Genomic DNA, 18,998 nt, shown 5'->3' on the forward strand with positions numbered 1-18,998 from the left:
GCGCTTACTTCTGCTGTTCGAACCGATAAAACGCCAGCATTCCCAGCAAATTAGGCAGAAATGTATTCTGATGATTGCCATTCAGCACCCGGCGTTCGAGAATGCGGGCGCCATGCTGGCTGCAAAATTCTTCAAAATCGCCAAGCGTGCAATTATGAATGTTGGGCGTGTCGAACCATTGATAGGGCAGCGCTTCCGAAACCGGCATATGGCCGGCTAAAACCTGCAGGCGATTTTTCCAATAGCCGAAATTCGGAAATGAAACAATACCCTCTTTACTCACCCGTAGCATTTCCTTCACGATTCGCTCGGTATTCTTGACCGCCTGCAGGGTTTGGGAGAGCACTACATAATCGAATGAATCCGATTCGAAACTTTGCAGGCCCGACTCCAGATCGCTCTGAATTACGTTCACGCCATTATTGAAACATGCCAGAACATTGGCGTCATCAATTTCAACGCCGTAGCCCCGGACGTCACGCGTATCACGCAAGAAACACATGAGCGAACCGTCACCGCAGCCGAGATCGAGTACTCTCGTACCCGGCTTTACCCATGCCGCGATTACTCCGAAATCCGGACGAAGCGCAACGGATGGATTACATTCTTCAACACCGGCCACGTAGTCAGTATTTGCGCGATCCATTATCCTAAATCCGGTAGTTGACCGCTCATTTAATAGATCAGTGTCATGATTAAACAATATTTCATATTATTTGACGCTCACCTTCCGGCTGAGGTCGCTACGGGAAGAATTGCACAGTTTTTGCGGCACATGGCTGCGTTGCAACTCCTTGGAATGGAACGACCATTCCGCGTCATTGCGCCTTGCCCTGCACCCCAAAAACCGCACACTTCTTTCCGTCCAACTACCGGATTTAGGATTATTTCCGGTAAGTAAGATTTACAAGCTTCAGCTGGGATGATGGCCATCCAGAAGCACGACATAAGGAAATGTAATAATATTGCGTATTGTAGCGTCTAATAACAGATCGCATGCAAGCCCAGATTGGGTCAACTCGCAAAAGCTGCGGCTACATGTCTAAAACCCCAGATCTTTCCAGATTCTGTCCACCCGCTCCTTTACCGCAATATCCATCACAATTGGCGTTCCCCATTCGCGGTTCGTCTCCCCCGGCCATTTGTTGGTAGCGTCCAGCCCCATCTTTCCGCCCAGGCCCGATACCGGGCTGGCGAAGTCAAGGTAATCTATCGGCGTATTTTCCACGATCAGTGTATCGCGCGCGGGGTCGACGCGCGTGGTAATGGCCCAGATAACTTCCTTCCAATCACGGATATTGACGTCGTCGTCAGTGACAATGATGAATTTGGTATACATGAATTGCCGCAGAAAACTCCATACGCCGAACATGACTCGCTTGGCGTGGCCCGCGTACTGCTTTTTCATGCTCACCACCGCCATGCGATATGAACAGCCTTCCGGTGGCAGATAAAAGTCGACGATTTCGGTAAACTGCTTTTGCAGCAATGGCACGAACACTTCATTGAGCGCCAAACCAAGTATGGCCGGTTCGTCCGGTGGCTTGCCCGTGTATGTCGAATGATAAATCGGGTCATGCCGCATGGTGATGCGCTCGACGGTAAATACCGGAAAGGTTTCCTGCTCGTTGTAGTAGCCGGTATGATCGCCGAACGGACCTTCCAACGCCGTTTCTTCGGGGTGGATATACCCTTCCAGTACGATTTCGGCACTCGCCGGAACCTGCAGATCATGGCTCAGGCATTTCACGATCTCCGTTTTCGCACCGCGCAGCAAACCGGCGAACTGGTATTCGCTCAAGCTGTCGGGTACCGGCGTGACGGCGCCGAGTATGGTCGCCGGGTCTGCCCCCAACGCCACTGCCAACGGATAAGGCTGCCCCGGATTAGCCAGACAAAAATCGCGAAAATCCAACGCACCGCCACGATGGGCCAGCCAGCGCATGATGAGCTTATTCGGCCCGATCACCTGCTGGCGATAAATCCCCAGATTCTGCCGCGTCTTGTGCGGCCCCCGCGTGACAGTCAATCCCCAGGTGACCAGCGGACCCGCATCTCCCGGCCAGCAGGTCTGAATCGGCAGCCTGCCGAGATCCACATCCTTACCTTCCCATACGATATCCTGGCAGGGCGCTCTGGAAAGCTCTCGCGGCGCCATATTGAGTACCTGTTTCAGGACGGGCAGCTTGTCCCACGCATCCCTCAGCCCTTTGGGCGGATCAGGTTCCTTGAGATACGCCAGAAGTTTACCGACTTCCCGTAATGCCTCGACCGAATCCTGCCCCATGCCCATCGCTACGCGCCTTGGCGTACCGAACAGGTTACCCAGCACAGGAATGGTATGTCCCTTGGGCTTTTCAAACAGGATGGCGGGACCGCCGGCTTTCAATGCCCGGTCGCAGATTTCGGTCATTTCCAGATACGGATCGATTTCGACCGTTACGCGCTTCAGTTCCCCCTGCTTCTCCAATTGGGCGATGAAATCGCGCAGGTCCTTGTATTTCATACGGATGAGGCCTCATTTATCAGGTAATCAAACGCGATACCAACGAAAATCGCCGCGCCGACCCAGTTGTTGTGCAAAAAGGCTTTGAAGCAGCGGGCGCGGTCGCGATCGTGAATCAGGCGGTACTGGTAAAACACCAATCCCAGCGCGACGATGAGACTCGCGTAATAAATAACGCCGAGTTTCTGGATCAGTCCCACGACGATCATGGTACTCAGAAACAGGATATGGCATAGCATCACGCCCACTACGTCGAAACGGCCGAAAGTAATGGCGGACGTCCTGATCCCGATCTTGAGATCGTCAACTTTATCCACAATGGCATATTCGGTATCATAAGCGATCACCCAAAGCAGGTTCGCCACCATCAATAGCCAGGCAATATAGGGCACTTCTCCGGTCTGCGCGGCAAAAGCCATCGGAATTCCAAAACTGAAAGCGATACCGAGATAGGCTTGCGGCATCGCGAAGAAACGTTTGGTGAATGGATAGCTCGCGGCCAGAAATAGCGCCAGCACCGATAGCGCAAGCGTAAGGCGGTTCAGCGGCAGTATCAGCAAAAACGCACACAGACTTAATCCCGCTGCCAGCAGCAACGCTTCTTTGGAACTCAACTTGCCGGTCGCCAATGGCCGATTTTTGGTGCGCTCCACATGCGAATCGAAATTGCGGTCTGCATAGTCGTTGACGACGCAACCGGCGGAACGCATCAGTACGGTACCCAGTATAAATATCGCCAGGATATGCGTGCTGGGCATGCCGCCGGCGGCAAGCCATAAACCCCATAATGTCGGCCACAACAGCAGCAGGATACCGATGGGCTTGTCCAGGCGCATCAGTTTTTCATAATAGCCGAGACGTTGCGTGAGCGTCACTATGCCAACTCCAGAATGGAAGGAAGAAATACTTCGGTGACGAGTATGGATTGCCCTTGCAAACTGAACAGGGAGCGCCGCGCCCAAAGACCAGGCGGTTTTGCCTGTAAATGCCGGCAAGCACGGATGAAAAGTGGATGCGTTGAATTCAGCTTTTTGAAGCGAAGCGGTGTACGTTCGACCGCTGGATTGGTAAACAATACGGTACCCAGTGACCTGCTGCCCAAGCCACTCAACCCACGCCATGCGCCCCTCAGATCTTCCCTCGCCACTACCGAATGGGCAAATACCACCGGTGTATCACCACAATACAAGTACACCTCCCGTACCAATGCCAACTCGTTTCGACGCAGATTCATCATGGCAAGTTCATCGACGCACACCCCGGCCAGGCGCTGGAATACCGGCTTGACACGGAAATTGCCGCAACAATGCTGCTGGATGAGCTGAGTGAGTGAACCACGGTTCAGCAGCCACCCTCGGGCTTGGGGTGATATGGAAGACGGGGCAGGATGCCAGGCCGATAACTGGGCAGCGTTCATCGCAGCGAAACCAAAAAAGGGTGAATTATGCCGCATATTCCAGCGCGGCTGAATCCTATCCTCCCCACGGCGGACTGCTCGAGCATCAGTCGGGCTCTTTCCTATCAAGACCAGAACTCTCCAGGCTCATGTGTCGATAAAGGAGTATACAAGCGGTATGGAATGTATGAAATTGACATGAGTTTGAAAAAAGTGTCGATTGGGCTGAATTTATATTCTGGAAGGCTATAATTTCTTAACAGCAGTAGAGTTCAGGATGCGAATGCGCGCGTACCAAGGATACGCGAATAAGGAACTTATTCCCGTCGCCGGCATTATGCGTCGGGGAAATATCAAATCGCACCATCGTTTTGATTTTCGAGCAAAGTCATGCGCTACGCCGGATAATTCAAGCCGCCTTATTCTCTGCACAGTTCGTTCTATGGGGAGGCGAAGCAACACGATAGACGAGCAATTTGCTCGTGTTTCGAAAGGAGCAGCCATGATCGAAAAAGACGGACGATCGCTTTATGCCGTAAACCGCGAAGCGTTCCTCTTTCCTGCCTCCTTTGCGCAGCAAAGGCTGTGGTTTTTCGAGCAATTGCATCCGGGCAGTGCGGTTTATCACTTGAGCACCGTGCTGCCATTCGAGGGTCCGCTGGACCGGCAGGCGCTGGAAGACAGCCTGGCCGACCTGCTCGACCGCCACGAGGCGCTGCGCACCACCTTCGCCGCGGTGGACGGCGTGCCGGTACAGCTCATTGCCCCCAGCTTGCGCATCGACCTGCCGCTGGTGGATGTCAGCCAGCCTCCGGCTGACTGCCTGGCACGCGCCCGCGCCCATCACGCCGCAGCACTTGCCGCTCCTTTCGATCTTGTCCGCGGCCCGCTGCTGCGCGCCAGCCTGGTACGCCTCGAGAGCGACTATCACTGGCTGGTGCTGGTGCTGCATCATATCGTCGCCGACGGCTGGTCGCTGGAGATCCTGCACCGCGATCTGCGCGCGCTCTATGCCGGCAGGGTGAAAGGCGGACAGCCGGCAGTGCCGGCACTGCCGATCCAATATGCCGACTTCGCCTGCTGGCAGCGGCGCATTCTACAGGGCGAGCGGCTGGATGGACTGTTCGCCTATTGGCAGAGGCAGTTGGAAGATGCCCCCGCGCAGCTTGCCCTGCCTGCCGACCGGCCACGTCCGGCGCAGTCGAGCTATCGCGGCGGGCGCTGCGGTGTATGCCTCAACGCATCTCTTACGGCGCGCTTGCGTACACTGGGACAAAACCGGGGCGCCACCTTGTTCATGACGCTCCTGGCCGCCTTTGGCGTGCTCTTGTCGCGCTACAGCGGACAGTCCGATCTGGTGATCGGCACGCCCATCGCCAATCGCACCCGCAGCGAACTGGAAGGACTGATCGGATTCTTTGTCAATACGCTCGCCTTGCGCCTCGATCTGTCGGGCGATCCGTCATTTACCGCGCTGCTCGAGCGCGTGCGCACGGTGGCAACCGAGGCGTACGCACATCAGGATCTGCCCTTCGAGATGCTGGTGGCCAGGCTCGCCCCGGCACGACATCTGAGCCAGGCGCCGCTCTTCCAGGTGATGTTCGCACTACAAAACGTGCTTTCTCAGGGGCAGGAAGGAGAAGATGAGGAGGCGTTCGTATCCGCCGGCCAGGATCGGGACGAGTCGGGCACGGCCAAGTTCGACCTGCTGCTTTCCCTGGTCGACGACGGGCGCCAAGTAACCGGATATTTTGAATATAGCGCCGATCTTTTCGATGCACAAACTATCGGCCGAATGGCCAGGCATTTCGAGGTTTTACTGGCGGGCGCCGCCGCTGATCCGGAACGGCACTTTAGCGACCTATCCCTTCTCACCGAAGCCGAGCGGGAACAGCTTTTGGTCGAATGGAATGATACGCGTACCGAGTACCCTCGGGATGCGTGCATTCACGAGCTATTCGAAGAGCAGGCAAAAAAGCGTCCGAATGCGATTGCTCTTGTACTGGGGGAGCGCCATCTGACATATGGCGACCTCAATACGCGCGCCAACCAGCTCGCGCACCGCCTGCGCCGTCTCGGCGTCGTTCCGGAGATGGCGGTTGGGGTCTGCCTTGAGCGTTCTTTTGATCTGATCGCCGCCCTGCTCGGTATTCTCAAGGCGGGCGGAGCCTACCTGCCGCTCGACCCCGCCAGCCCTCGCACCAGGTTATCGGTCATGATGAATGATGCGAGAACAACGGTGGTGCTGACCCGCAGCCGGCTTCTCGATGTACTCCCCGGATTGCACGAGGAAGCCATGCGGTTGGTTTGCATCGATGATGAATGCGAGGAAATCGCGCGCGAATCTGCGGGTAATCCCATAAGCGGGGTGGTGGCCGACAATCTCGCCTACGTCTGTTATACGTCGGGCTCTACCGGTATACCCAAGGGTGTTGCGGTCACTCAACGTGCCGTCGTGCGGCTCGTAAAGAATACCGATTACGCTACATTTGCTTCCGATGACGTATTTCTTCAATTTGCGCCGATTGCGTTCGACGCTTCAACCTTTGAAATCTGGGGCTGCCTGCTTAACGGCGCGCGGTTGATAATCATGCCTGCGGCCGCGCCCTCGCTCGAAGCGCTTGCAGACGTGATCCAGCGCCACCGGGTTAGCACGCTCTGGCTGACATCAGGACTTTTTCACCAGATGGTCGATACCCATTGCAAATGTCTGAATAGAGTGCGCCAGCTCATCACCGGCGGCGATGTATTGTCGCCAAACCATGTCGGCAGGATACGCGAGCAACACCCACAGTGCGTGTTGATCAATGCGTATGGCCCTACTGAAAACACTACATTCACTACGTGCTATCCGGTGCCCCCGGCAGGGAAGATCCACAGCCCCATCCCCATAGGCCGGCCGATTGCCAACACCGAAATCTATGTGCTGGACGACCGGCTTCAACCGGTACCCATCGGCGTGCCGGGCGAGCTCTATATCGGCGGCGAAGGCCTGGCCCGCGGCTATCTCCACCAACCGGCTCTCACCGCCGAGCGGTTCATCTCCCATCCGTTCCGTTCAGGTGCGCGCCTATACCGGACCGGAGACTGGGTGCGCTATCTTCCCGATGCAAACCTGGAGTTTCTCGGACGGCGCGATCAGCAGGTCAAGGTGCGCGGATTCCGCGTCGAACTGGGTGAAGTGGAAGCAGCGCTGCGCGGATACCCGGACGTTCGCGAGGCGGTGGCGACGATGCGTGAAGATACGCCCGGCGACAAGCGCCTGGTCGCTTATGTGGTGACGGATAAGCCACCCCCTGTGAGCGAATGGCGGCATTTTTTGCAAGCGCGGTTGCCCGACTATATGGTGCCTTCGGCATTTGTCGCGTTGGCGGCCTTGCCGCTGACCGCCAATGGCAAGGTCGACCGCTCGGCCCTGCCCATCCCTGCGGTAGCAAGAGAAACCGCGGCGGTGGCGCCGCGCACTGAAGACGAGCGCCGGCTGGCGGATATATTTGCCGAGGTGCTCCACCTTCCCCAGGTCGGTATCCACGATAATTTCTTCGAATTGGGGGGCCATTCGCTGCTCGCCACGCAGGCGGTCTCGCGTATCCGCGACGTTATGCATGCAGTGGTCCCACTGCATGTTTTTTTCGAAGCACCTGCCGTGGCCGAGCTTGCACTGCGACTAGGACCCCGTTCGGCGTCGCAACCAATCCCGCACCGCAATGGAAATGGCCCTTATCCCCTCTCCTTTGCCCAGCAGCGCCTGTGGTTTCTTGATCAGCTTTCTCCGCACAGTGCGGTATACAACCTTTGCACCACTCTCTCCTTTTACGAACCGCTGGATGCGGCAATCCTTCAAAAAAGCCTGGCTGAAATCGTACGACGGCATGAAATCCTGCGCACGACTTTCGACGCCATTGACGGGCAAGGTGTCCAGATCGTCGCACCGCCTTCAGTGCCCGCGCTGACAATCATTGATTTACGCCATTCACTAGGGAACGAGGCACGCAAGACAGCCGACGAGGCTTCCAACGAAGCTTCCAGCAAGTCAGCTGATGAGATAGCGAATGAAATAATCAGGACGGATGCCGAAACGCCGTTTGATCTCACGCGCGGACCGCTTCTTCGGACGACGCTGCTACGCATCAACGACTCGGACCAAATCCTGGTGATGACCATGCACCATATCGTTGCCGACGGATGGTCCATCTGCATACTCAAGCGGGAACTGCAAGCCCTTCTCGCAGCCTACGCGGATGGCCGGCCTTCGCCATTGCCGGAATTGCCGATCCAGTATGCCGACTTCGCCTGCTGGCAACGGAGTATCCTGCAAGGGGACCCGTTGAATGGGCTGTTCGCCTACTGGCAGAAGCATCTGGAGGATGCACCGAGGCAGCTTGTCCTGCCTTCCGACCGGCCGCGCCCGGCAGTACAGACTTTCCGCGGCGCTTCCCTGTCGGCATCCTTGCCCGCCGGGTTGACGGCAGGATTGCGAGCCCTTTCGCAACGGGAGGGCGCCACCTTGTTCATGACGCTCCTGGCTGCTTTCGGCGTGCTGCTGTCGCGCTACAGCGGACAGTCCGATCTGGTGATCGGCACGCCCATTGCCAATCGCACTCGCAGCGAACTGGAAGGGCTGATCGGATTCTTCGTCAATACGCTCGCCTTGCGCCTTGACCTGTCGGGCGATCCGTCATTTACCGCGTTGCTCGAGCGCGTGCGCACGGTGGCAACCGAGGCGTACGCACATCAGAATCTGCCCTTCGAGATGCTGGTGGCCAGGCTTGCCCCGGCACGACATCTGAACCAGGCGCCGCTGTTCCAGGTGATGTTCGCGCTGGAAAATCTTCCCCAGGAAACGGTGCCGTCCACCTCGAATATCGCTGCCGGCAGTATCGTCGAAGCACGCGGCGCGGCGAAGTTCGATCTTACCCTCGCCATTACCGAGTTCGATGATGGAATGACGGCCACTTTCGAATACGCGACAGATCTTTTTGACTCGATAACTATTCGGCGAATGCTCGGTCATTTCCTGGTACTGCTCGAAGGCGTCGTTGCCAAGGCGGAAGGACACCTATCCGAACTGCCCCTGCTTTCCTCAACCGAACGGCAACAGCTTCTGGTCGAATGGAATGCCACCGCTGTCGCGTTCCCGCGCGATGGCTGCATCCACACATTATTCGAGGTCCAGGCGGCGCGGACGCCAGACGCGGTAGCCCTTGAAGCGAGCAATGAACGACTCACCTATGCACAACTGAACCAGCAAGCCGACCGTCTCGCCGCGCACTTGCGTGGTGCCGATGCACAAGATGTGCAAGGGATCGATGCGGACACGCCAATAGGTCTGCTGACCGATCGCGGCATTAGGATGGCCGTTGGCGCTCTTGGCATCCTCAAGGCCGGGGCCGCGTATGTTCCCATCGATTCCACATTTCCCGAGGAGCGGATCGCTTTCATTCTTGCCGATACCGCCGCGCCCGCGGTGGTAACCCGGGAAGCATTCGGGGAGCGTCTTGCCGGCTACAACGGGCACATCATCACCATAGATTCCACCATTGATTCCGCCATCGGTCCCGGCAACCTCGGGAGGAAGAAGGGTGAAGGGGAAAATAAAGCGCTCGCATTGCGCGCAAATGTCGGGCCGGAGAATCTTGCATATATCGTCTACACTTCGGGATCTACCGGCACGCCGAAAGGCGTCATGGTGCCACACCGGGCGTTGGTCAACCATGCTGCCGCAGTCTCGGCGTCCTATATGCTTTGCGCAACCGATCGCGTGCTGCAGCTCGCCTCTCCCGCGTTCGATGTGGCGGCGGAGGAGATTTTCCCTGCCTGGCTGTGCGGAGCCACCGTTGTCGTATGGCCCGAGATTGGCCCTCCGGTGTTTTCGGACCTGCTGGACTTCGTTGAAAGCCGCCACCTCAGCGTTTTAAACCTGCCGGCCACCTACTGGCACGGATGGGTGGAAGAACTTGCGAACCTGCGAATGCCCGCAAGCCTGAGGCTCGTGATAGTCGGCAGCGAACCGATGATTCCGGCACGATTGGCCAAATGGCGACGGCAGACGGACGGAAGAGTCGCCCTGATCAATGCCTATGGCCCCTCCGAGACCACGATCACGGCCACGCTCTGCAAACTTTCTCCACTTGGAATCCCCATACTCCCGATGGTCCCCGCAAGCCGTACCATCTCCGGCGCAGACCGCCTGCCTCCTGCCAATCCGACCTTTGACACTTCCGCCCTCCCGGTCCCCATAGGCCGGCCGATTGCCAACACCGAAATCTATGTGCTGGACGACCGGCTTCAACCGGTACCCATCGGCGTGCCGGGCGAGCTCTATATCGGCGGCGAAGGCCTGGCCCGCGGCTATCTCCACCAACCGGCTCTCACCGCCGAGCGGTTCATCTCCCATCCGTTCCGTTCAGGTGCGCGCCTATACCGGACCGGAGACTGGGTGCGCTATCTTCCCGATGCAAACCTGGAGTTTCTCGGACGGCGCGATCAGCAGGTCAAGGTGCGCGGATTCCGCGTCGAACTGGGTGAAGTGGAAGCAGCGCTGCGCGGATACCCGGACGTTCGCGAGGCGGTGGCGACGATGCGTGAAGATACGCCCGGCGACAAGCGCCTGGTCGCTTATGTGGTGACGGATAAGCCACCCCCTGTGAGCGAATGGCGGCATTTTTTGCAAGCGCGGTTGCCCGACTATATGGTGCCTTCGGCATTTGTCGCGTTGGCGGCCTTGCCGTTGACTGCCAATGGCAAGATCGATCGCTCGGCCTTGCCCATACCTGTGATGGTCAGGGAAGCTACGGCGGTGGCGCCGCGCACCGAAGACGAGCGCCGACTGGCGGATATATTTGCGGAAGTGCTCCACCTTCCCCAGGTCGGTATCCACGATAATTTCTTCGAACTGGGGGGTGACTCGATCCTGGCAATCCAGATCGTTGCCCGGGCGCGCGCTCAAGGGCGGCGCTTCACCCCCCGTCAGCTTTTCGAGCAGCCGACCATTGCCGGATTGCTGACGATCACGGACGCCACCACAATCGCGGCTGAGCAGGGAACGGTAACTGGAACTGCGCCGCTTACGCCGATCCAGCACTGGTTTTTCGAGCAGAATCTGGTTGATCCGCAGCATTACAACCAGGCAGTACTGTTGCCGGTCTCGTCTGGCATCGACGATGACCGCTGGGTGAGCGTTTTCAACCAGCTCTTGAGCCATCACGACGCACTGCGGCTGCGCTTTTTCCGCACTGATGAAAGGTGGCTGCAGACACTCGCGAATCCGGATGGGGTGGCGCCATTTGCCCGCGTTGATCTATCCGGGGTTGAACCATCGCAACAGGCAGCCGAGGTAGCAAGATGGGCAGCGCAGGCACAGGCGAGCCTCGATCTTGCCCGCGGCCCGCTGCTACGCACCGTGCTGTTCGACTTCGGTTGCCGGGAAAATGCAAAATTACTGATCGTGATCCACCATCTGGTTATTGATGGCGTTTCCTGGCGCATCCTGCTGGAAGATCTCAATACCATTTGTGCCCAACTGGACGCACCAGGCCTGCCGGCCCACCTGCCGCCGAAAACTACCGCCTTCACATCCTGGGCGGAAAAACTGGCAGCCTATGCAAATTCGGCAAATCCGGCAAACTCGGCGATTCTGCGGGAAGAGGTGCAGTACTGGCTTGCTGCATTGCCGTCACAGGCACCGCCTCTGCCGACCGATTTGCCTGCACTTCCAGACGCCAACACCGCCGGATCGAGCCGCACGGTAGTGATGTCTCTCAGCACAGAAGAAACCACATACCTGCTGAGGGATATAGCACGGACTCATCAAGCGCGCATCGATGAAACGCTATTGACCGCCATGGCGCTTGCCTTCGCACGGTGGACAGGAATCGGCATGTTGCTGGTCGATCTGGAAGGCCACGGCAGGGAAGCGCTTTTTGACGACGTCGATTTGTCGAGGACAGTGGGCTGGTTTACAACGCTCTTTCCGGTAGCGCTTGACGTCAGCGATTACACCGATCCCGTCACGCCTGATTTAGCGCTGCGGCATGTCAAGGAACGGCTGCGTGCAATTCCCCGTCGTGGCATCGGTTATGGCCTCCTGCGGTATATAAGCAGGGGAGAAACCGGCGAATTGCTGCGGGCGCGTCCGCAGCCACAGATAAGCTTCAATTACCTCGGACAATTCGAGTATTCCGCCGACCCGGCTACCGGCGAGACAGACCTGCGCGGACCGGCTTTCAGCGAGCATAGCAGGCGACATTATCTTATCGATGTCAATGGAGGTGTCTTCGCGGGTCAGTTGCATTTATCCTGGATCTACAGTGAGGCAATCCACCGCCGCGCTACCATCGAATCACTGGCGTCGACGTTCATCGACGAGCTGCGCAAACTCATCAGGCATTGCCTGTCCTTCAGGCCAGAAGGACTGACGCCAGTGGATTTTTCCCTGATCAATATGGGTCAGACGCAGCTCGACGGACTCTTGCGCGACAACCCGGATCTCGAGGACATCTATCCCCTATCGCCGATGCAGGAGGGAATGCTGTTCCATACGCTTCTCGATCCGGATTCGGGCGTCTATGTCGAACAGCTCCATCACTCCTTTGCCAGCAGTGTGGATATCGAAGCATTCGAGGAAAGCTGGCGGCGCGTAGTGGCGCGCCATCCCGCGCTGCGGACGACATTTCACTGGCGGGGCCTCGACGCACCCGTGCAAGTCGTTCATCGCGAAGCGCGGCTGGACTGTACCCATCATGATTGGCGTGGATTACCGGAAATGGATAGTGAAACGGGTCGTCGCCTCGACGATTATCTCGACGCCGACAGGCAGCGAGGTTTCGATCTTTCGAAAGCGCCGCCGATGCGAATCGCGCTGATCCGCACCGGTGACGATCAGTTCGAGTTTATCTGGAGCCATCACCATGCTCTCCTCGACGGATGGAGCGTGCCGATCCTCTTCTCGGAGATTGGAAATTTTTATGAGGCTATCCGGCGCAACGTCCGATACGAACCGCCTCCACCGCGCCCTTACCGGGAGTATATCGCCTGGTTGCAGGAGCAGGACCGGGATGCCGCCCGCGCTTACTGGAAGCGAGTACTCCATGGCTTTATAGCCGCCACGCCGCTAACCGTAGACCGCCCCCGCAAAGGCGCCGAGGGGCATGCTGAAGGGCACATCCTGCTGTCAGCTGAATCGACCGCTGCACTTGAATCCTTCGCGCGAACGAACCGAGTGACGCTCAACACCCTGGTTCAGGCCGCCTGGGCGCTTCTCCTGAGCCGCTACAGCAGAGAGACCGATATTGTTTTCGGCATCATCGCCGCAGGCCGGCCTGAAGCGCTTCCTGGGGTCGAATCGATGCTGGGGCTTTTCATCAATGCATTGCCGCTGCGCGTCTCCCTCGCGGAAACGGATACCCTGACTGGCTGGTTACAGAAGCTGCAGGGCCGCCAGCTCGAAGACAGGGAATATGGGTATAGTTCGCTTGCTGAAATCCAGCACTTGAGCGAGGTCCCCGCAGGATTGCCCCTTTTTGAAAGCCTCCTGGTTTTTCAAAATTATCCTCAGCGGGAGTTGCCAACTGAGGAAAAGAGAAGCCATGCCCCCAGCTCGACCCGGGCCGTCGAGCGCACCAGCTATCCGTTGACGGCTATCGCTGCGCCCGGCGAAGAACTCCTGCTCAGGCTTCTGTATGACCGGGCGCGTTTCGACGACGCCACAGTCATGCGCATGCTCGATCATTGGCGCACGCTGCTGGAAGCGATGATCGCGCATCCGGCGGAGCCACACGTGAAGCTGGCTGACCTTTCGTTGCTCACGGCTGCGGAGCGCCAGCAACTTGCCGACTGGAACCACAATCAGACTGAATATCCTCGCGGCCACTGCATTCACGAACTTTTTCGGGAACAAGTGACGCGTACGCCCGATGCGATCGCTGTCGTATGTGGCGACACCCGGCTCACCTATCATGAGATCAATGATCGTGCCGATCTGCTTGCCTGCCATCTGAGCCGACTCGGCGTCGGTCCCGATACGCCGGTGGCGCTCTGCGTCGAACGCTCGCCGGAAATGGTGATCGGCATCCTTGGCATCCTTATTGCCGGTGGCGCCTGCCAGCCGCTCGATCCGGCATATCCGGATGAGCGGCTGGCATTCATGCTGCAAGACAGCGGCGCACTGCTCCTGCTCACGCGGCGCGGGCTGCTTGAGCGGCTGCCGGCCCGACGTGCCTTGTGCATCGAGGAACCTCTGGCACCGCTATCGAACAACGAACTGGACACTTCGCTGGATCTTCGTAAGCTGCCGACCTCGCAGAACCTCGCCTACGTCATCTATACTTCGGGGTCGACCGGCAAGCCAAAAGGCGTGGCGATGCCGCATCGCACGCTGGTCAACCTGATCAGCTGGCAGTATCGGGAACTGGGCCCCGGCGGTACGACGCTGCAATTTTCGCCATTGAGCTTCGATGTCTCGTTCCAGGAGATTTTCTCGACCCTTTGCGCAGGCACGATGCTGGTCCTGGTACCGGAAACGTTGCGGCAGGACCCGGCGGGATTATGGCGGTTCATCAGCCTACAGAAAATCCAGCGACTATATCTTCCCTTCGTTGCGCTACAGCAATTGGCGGAAGCCGCCTCGGGCATGCAGTCGTTTCCGGCGACCTTACGGGAAGTCATCACCGCTGGCGAGCAGTTGCAGGTCACCCCACAAATCCGCGCCCTGTTCAGAAATATTCCCGGCTGCCGGCTGCACAACCATTACGGCCCATCGGAAACTCATGTGGTTACCGCCTTTACCCTTCCGGATTTACCCGATGACTGGCCGCTTCTGCCCCCTATCGGCCGCCCGATCGCCAATACATTCATCCATCTGCTTGACCCCGGTCTACGCCCGGTGCCTATCGGCGTTCCCGGTGAGATGTATATCGGCGGGGATAACCTGGCGCGCGGCTATCTCAACCGCCCCGAACTCACTGCGGAAAAATTCGTCACCGGCTCAAGCTATCCAGAAGCGCGACTTTATAGAACAGGCGATCTTGCGCGCTATCTTCCCGATGGCAATATCGAGTTTCTCGGCCGCCTCGACAATCAGGTGAAAATCCGGGGTTTTCGGGTTGAGCCAGGGGAGGTAGAGGCGGTGCTCGCTGCGCATGCAGCCGTGCGCGAGGCCGCTGTCGTGGCACGGGAAGACGATCCCGGTGACCGCCGGCTGGTCGCCTACGTAGTGGCCCGAACGGAAACGCGGCCAGCAATCGGGGAGCTTCGCCGGTTTCTACAGGAACGTCTACCAGAGTACCTGGTGCCGGCAGCATTCATTTCTCTCGAGAGGTTGCCCACTACGCCGAGCGGCAAGATCGACCGGCGAGCGCTGCCCGCACCGGACCGTTCCCGCCCGGACCTCGAGCATGCGCCCACGATACCGCGCACGGAGGGAGAAGCGCGAGTTGCACGAATCTGGGCAGAGGTTCTCGGGATCGATACTGTCGGGATCGAGGATAATTTCTTTGAGCTGGGCGGTCACTCACTGCTGGCGACACGCGTGATCTCTCGAATCCGTGACGCCTTCGGAATTGAAGTGCCGTTGCGCAGCCTGTTCGAATCGCCCACAGTTGCCGGTCTTGCGCGAAAAATAAGCGAGGCGAGCCAAGAAGCAAGCCATGGGACAATCGGCACCGCCGAGCCTCCTATCCCCGCGGGGCCGAGGATGAACCCCTGTCCACTGTCCTTTGCGCAGCAAAGGCTGTGGTTTTTCGAGCAATTGCATCCGGGCAGTGCGGTTTATCACTTGAGCACCGTGCTGCCATTCGAGGGTCCGCTGGACCGGCAGGCGCTGGAAGACAGCCTGGCCGACCTGCTCGACCGCCACGAGGCGCTGCGCACCACCTTCGCCGCGGTGGACGGCGTGCCGGTACAGCTCATTGCCCCCAGCTTGCGCATCGACCTGCCGCTGGTGGATGTCAGCCAGCCTCCGGCTGACTGCCTGGCACGCGCCCGCGCCCATCACGCCGCAGCACTTGCCGCTCCTTTCGATCTTGTCCGCGGCCCGCTGCTGCGCGCCAGCCTGGTACGCCTCGAGAGCGACTATCACTGGCTGGTGCTGGTGCTGCATCATATCGTCGCCGACGGCTGGTCGCTGGAGATCCTGCACCGCGATCTGCGCGCGCTCTATGCCGGCAGGGTGAAAGGCGGACAGCCGGCAGTGCCGGCACTGCCGATCCAATATGCCGACTTCGCCTGCTGGCAGCGGCGCATTCTACAGGGCGAGCGGCTGGATGGACTGTTCGCCTATTGGCAGAGGCAGTTGGAAGATGCCCCCGCGCAGCTTGCCCTGCCTGCCGACCGGCCACGTCCGGCGCAGTCGAGCTATCGCGGCGGGCGCTGCGGTGTATGCCTCAACGCATCTCTTACGGCGCGCTTGCGTACACTGGGACAAAACCGGGGCGCCACCTTGTTCATGACGCTCCTGGCCGCCTTTGGCGTGCTCTTGTCGCGCTACAGCGGACAGTCCGATCTGGTGATCGGCACGCCCATCGCCAATCGCACCCGCAGCGAACTGGAAGGACTGATCGGATTCTTTGTCAATACGCTCGCCTTGCGCCTCGATCTGTCGGGCGATCCGTCATTTACCGCGCTGCTCGAGCGCGTGCGCACGGTGGCAACCGAGGCGTACGCGCATCAGGATCTGCCCTTCGAGATGCTGGTGGCCAGGCTCGCCCCGGCACGACATCTGAGCCAGGCACCGCTCTTCCAGGTGATGTTCAATCTGCTCAATATCGATGGGCGCATGCCTGACGAACCTGACGACAAGGCGGAATTGCCTGATGCCGAACTCGATGCCGACGCTGATTTCAACGCCGATGAGGAATCGGCAAAATTCGACCTCACCCTCTATGCCATCGAATACGACCGGAACATCCGGCTCCACGCGATATATGCACGCGATCTTTTTGAGCACGGCACCGTGAGATACATACTCGACCACTTCACCAATCTTCTGGAAGCGATCGCTGCCGACCCTGACGTACCGCTCGCGCAATTGCGCCTCACTCGTCAGATACCTTCAGGAAAAAACATCGTCACGCCCAAGAATCGATCTATAGCGTTCTCCGGGCAAGCGATCGAGCAATCGATAGGAAGCCGTTTCCGCGAGCAGGCAACGCGTTATCCTGATAACACCGCTGTCAAGACTAAAAATGAGCAGTGGACTTATACACAACTGGAAGCGCTTTCCAATCGGGTCGCCAACGCCATCCTCGCCCTGCGCGGAGATGGCGAGGAACGGGTCGCCCTTCTTTTCCGCCATGGCGCATCCATGATCGCGGCGATGCTTGGGGTGCTGAAGGCAGGCAAGACGTATGTCCCGCTCGAACCCGCTCATCCTCTGCCCCGGATTAACAGGCTCATAGCCGATTCCATGGCAGCCGCCGTCCTGACCGATATCGAAGATTTTTCCACGGAACAGGCACAGGTGATTCGATTTGCCGAGAACGAGCGCTTCGATGCGGATCCGCCGCCAGCCATCTCGCCGGATGCCATCGCCTATATTCTCTACACCTCAGGATCCACAGGAGAACCAAAAGGTGTCGTGCAGACTCACCGCAATGTCCTGGCCCAAGTCCGGAACTACAGTAACAATCTGCATTTGTGCGCCGATGACCGGCTGACCTTTGTCTCTTCATACGGCGTTGACGCTGCTGTTCAGGATATCTTCGGTGCCCTGCTCAACGGCGCTGCGGTTTACCCTGTTTCTGTGCGGGAGCATGGCATCGAGGCACTCGTCGATTGCCTCGTAGAGCAGGAGATTACGGTTTTTCATTCCGCCCCGACTATATTTCGCCATCTTGTCAATGCGCTGACGGGAATGGAGCATCTGGAGAAAATCCGCCTCGTCATTCTTGGCGGTGAAGCCGTGTACCGCCGCGATGTGGATTCTTTCCGTGCGCACTTCACTCCGGATTGCCTGCTGGTCAATGGCTACGGCCTCACGGAATCGACGATGGTGCTGCAATGCTTCATCGACAGTAAAACGATGGCTGTGCGCGACGCCGTGCCCGTCGGTTACCCGGTTGATGACATCGAGGTTCTGCTGCTGAATGATGACGGACAGCCTGCAGATGTCTACTGTCCAGGGGAAATTGTGCTGCGCGGTCTCTTCATCGCCATGGGTTATTGGCGGCAGGGTAGTATTGCAGCGTTTCCATCGGAGGACGGAGGACGGCGAATTTACTGCACTGGCGATCTCGGGCGCCGGCTTCCGGATGGCGGCATCGAGTTCATCGGGCGGCGGGATTTTCAGGTAAAAATTCGGGGTTATCGCATCGAACCGGGCGAGATCGAAAATCACCTCCTCCAATTCCCTGGTGTAAAACAAGCGGTGGTTATCGCGCAGGAATATGCTGGCGAATGGCGGCTGGTTGCCTATGTCTCGACGGGCTCGGCGGATTCAGGGCAACCACCCGCCAACGACGACTTGCGCCGGCATCTCGCCCAGCGGGTGCCGGATTACATGGTGCCGTCGGTGTTCGTTATACTTGAAGAGCTGCCCACAACACCCAGCGGCAAGATCAATCGGCTGGCGCTGCCGGTGCCGGAAATAAGGAACGAAGGCTTTGTTTTGCCTCACGCGCCTGCTGAGACAAAGCTTGTGGCGATTTGGGAGCAGATACTTGGAATCGGACACATCGGTATTCGGGACAATTTCTTCACCCTGGGAGGGCACTCCCTCCTGGCAACCCAGGTAATGTCGCGGTTACGCGACGAGTTCGGTGTAGAAGTTCCGCTGCAACAGATTTTTGAGACCCCCACTATCGCCGATCTGGCGTCAGTGGTGATGACAGCGCAGGCGGAGAATACACCTTTGCCAAAAATCGAGCCACTGCCGCGCTGGCGTCATCGGGCAAAAGTTTCCGCACTCGGGGAGCCCGTATTTTCCAAAGAACTGAAGGCGCTGCTGGACCGCTTTGTCGCCAATGACATGATTCTGAATCCGGCAACTGACCGCTCATTTATTAACTAAATACTATAACTGAAAAGGATTTTTCGTACCCCGTAAGCTTCACCTTTCTGGTGAGCTCGCTCCACGCCGTCCAACTGACGGATCTAGGATGA

General features: G+C 58.3%; 5 protein-coding genes. 1 reads left to right on the forward strand and 4 read right to left on the reverse strand.

Features of this window, described 5'->3' with window-relative positions; genetic code table 11:
* Nucleotides 1–4: 4 nt before the first annotated feature.
* From metW to KJS40_RS13600, 4 genes are all read right to left on the reverse strand, one after another.
* The gene (gene metW, locus KJS40_RS13585) at nucleotides 5–646 is read right to left on the reverse strand and encodes a methionine biosynthesis protein MetW (protein ID WP_213538401.1); all 642 of its coding nucleotides are present in this window, start codon (nucleotides 644–646) and stop codon (nucleotides 5–7) included.
* A gap of 396 nt (nucleotides 647–1,042) precedes the next feature.
* The gene (ubiD, locus tag KJS40_RS13590) at nucleotides 1,043–2,506 is read right to left on the reverse strand and encodes a 4-hydroxy-3-polyprenylbenzoate decarboxylase (protein WP_213538402.1); all 1,464 of its coding nucleotides are present in this window, start codon (nucleotides 2,504–2,506) and stop codon (nucleotides 1,043–1,045) included.
* The gene (ubiA, locus tag KJS40_RS13595; RefSeq protein ID WP_213538403.1) at nucleotides 2,503–3,381 is read right to left on the reverse strand and encodes a 4-hydroxybenzoate octaprenyltransferase; all 879 of its coding nucleotides are present in this window, start codon (nucleotides 3,379–3,381) and stop codon (nucleotides 2,503–2,505) included. Before ubiA ends, ubiD begins: the two co-directional genes overlap by 4 nt.
* Nucleotides 3,381–3,923, reverse strand: coding sequence for a chorismate lyase (locus tag KJS40_RS13600; RefSeq protein ID WP_213538404.1), 543 nt, complete (start codon nucleotides 3,921–3,923; stop codon nucleotides 3,381–3,383). The genes ubiA and KJS40_RS13600 overlap by 1 nt, the downstream gene beginning before the upstream one ends.
* Before the next feature lie 481 nt (nucleotides 3,924–4,404).
* Here KJS40_RS13600 and KJS40_RS13605 point away from each other — a divergent pair, with 481 nt between their 5' ends.
* The gene (locus KJS40_RS13605; RefSeq protein WP_213538405.1) at nucleotides 4,405–18,906 is read left to right on the forward strand and encodes a non-ribosomal peptide synthetase; all 14,502 of its coding nucleotides are present in this window, start codon (nucleotides 4,405–4,407) and stop codon (nucleotides 18,904–18,906) included.
* The last annotated feature ends 92 nt before the right edge of the window (nucleotides 18,907–18,998 follow it).

The organism is Nitrosospira sp. NRS527, assembly GCF_018406445.1.
Lineage (GTDB): Bacteria > Pseudomonadota > Gammaproteobacteria > Burkholderiales > Nitrosomonadaceae > Nitrosospira > Nitrosospira briensis.

Bases quoted from the DNA above. Each gene is read 5' to 3' on its own strand.
- metW (WP_213538401.1), bottom strand. From the start codon at position 646: ATGGATCGCGCAAATACTGACTACGTGGCCGGTGTTGAAGAATGTAAT.
- ubiD (WP_213538402.1), bottom strand. From the start codon at position 2,506: ATGAAATACAAGGACCTGCGCGATTTCATCGCCCAATTGGAGAAGCAG.
- KJS40_RS13600 (WP_213538404.1), bottom strand. From the start codon at position 3,923: ATGAACGCTGCCCAGTTATCGGCCTGGCATCCTGCCCCGTCTTCCATA.
- KJS40_RS13605 (WP_213538405.1), top strand. From the start codon at position 4,405: ATGATCGAAAAAGACGGACGATCGCTTTATGCCGTAAACCGCGAAGCG.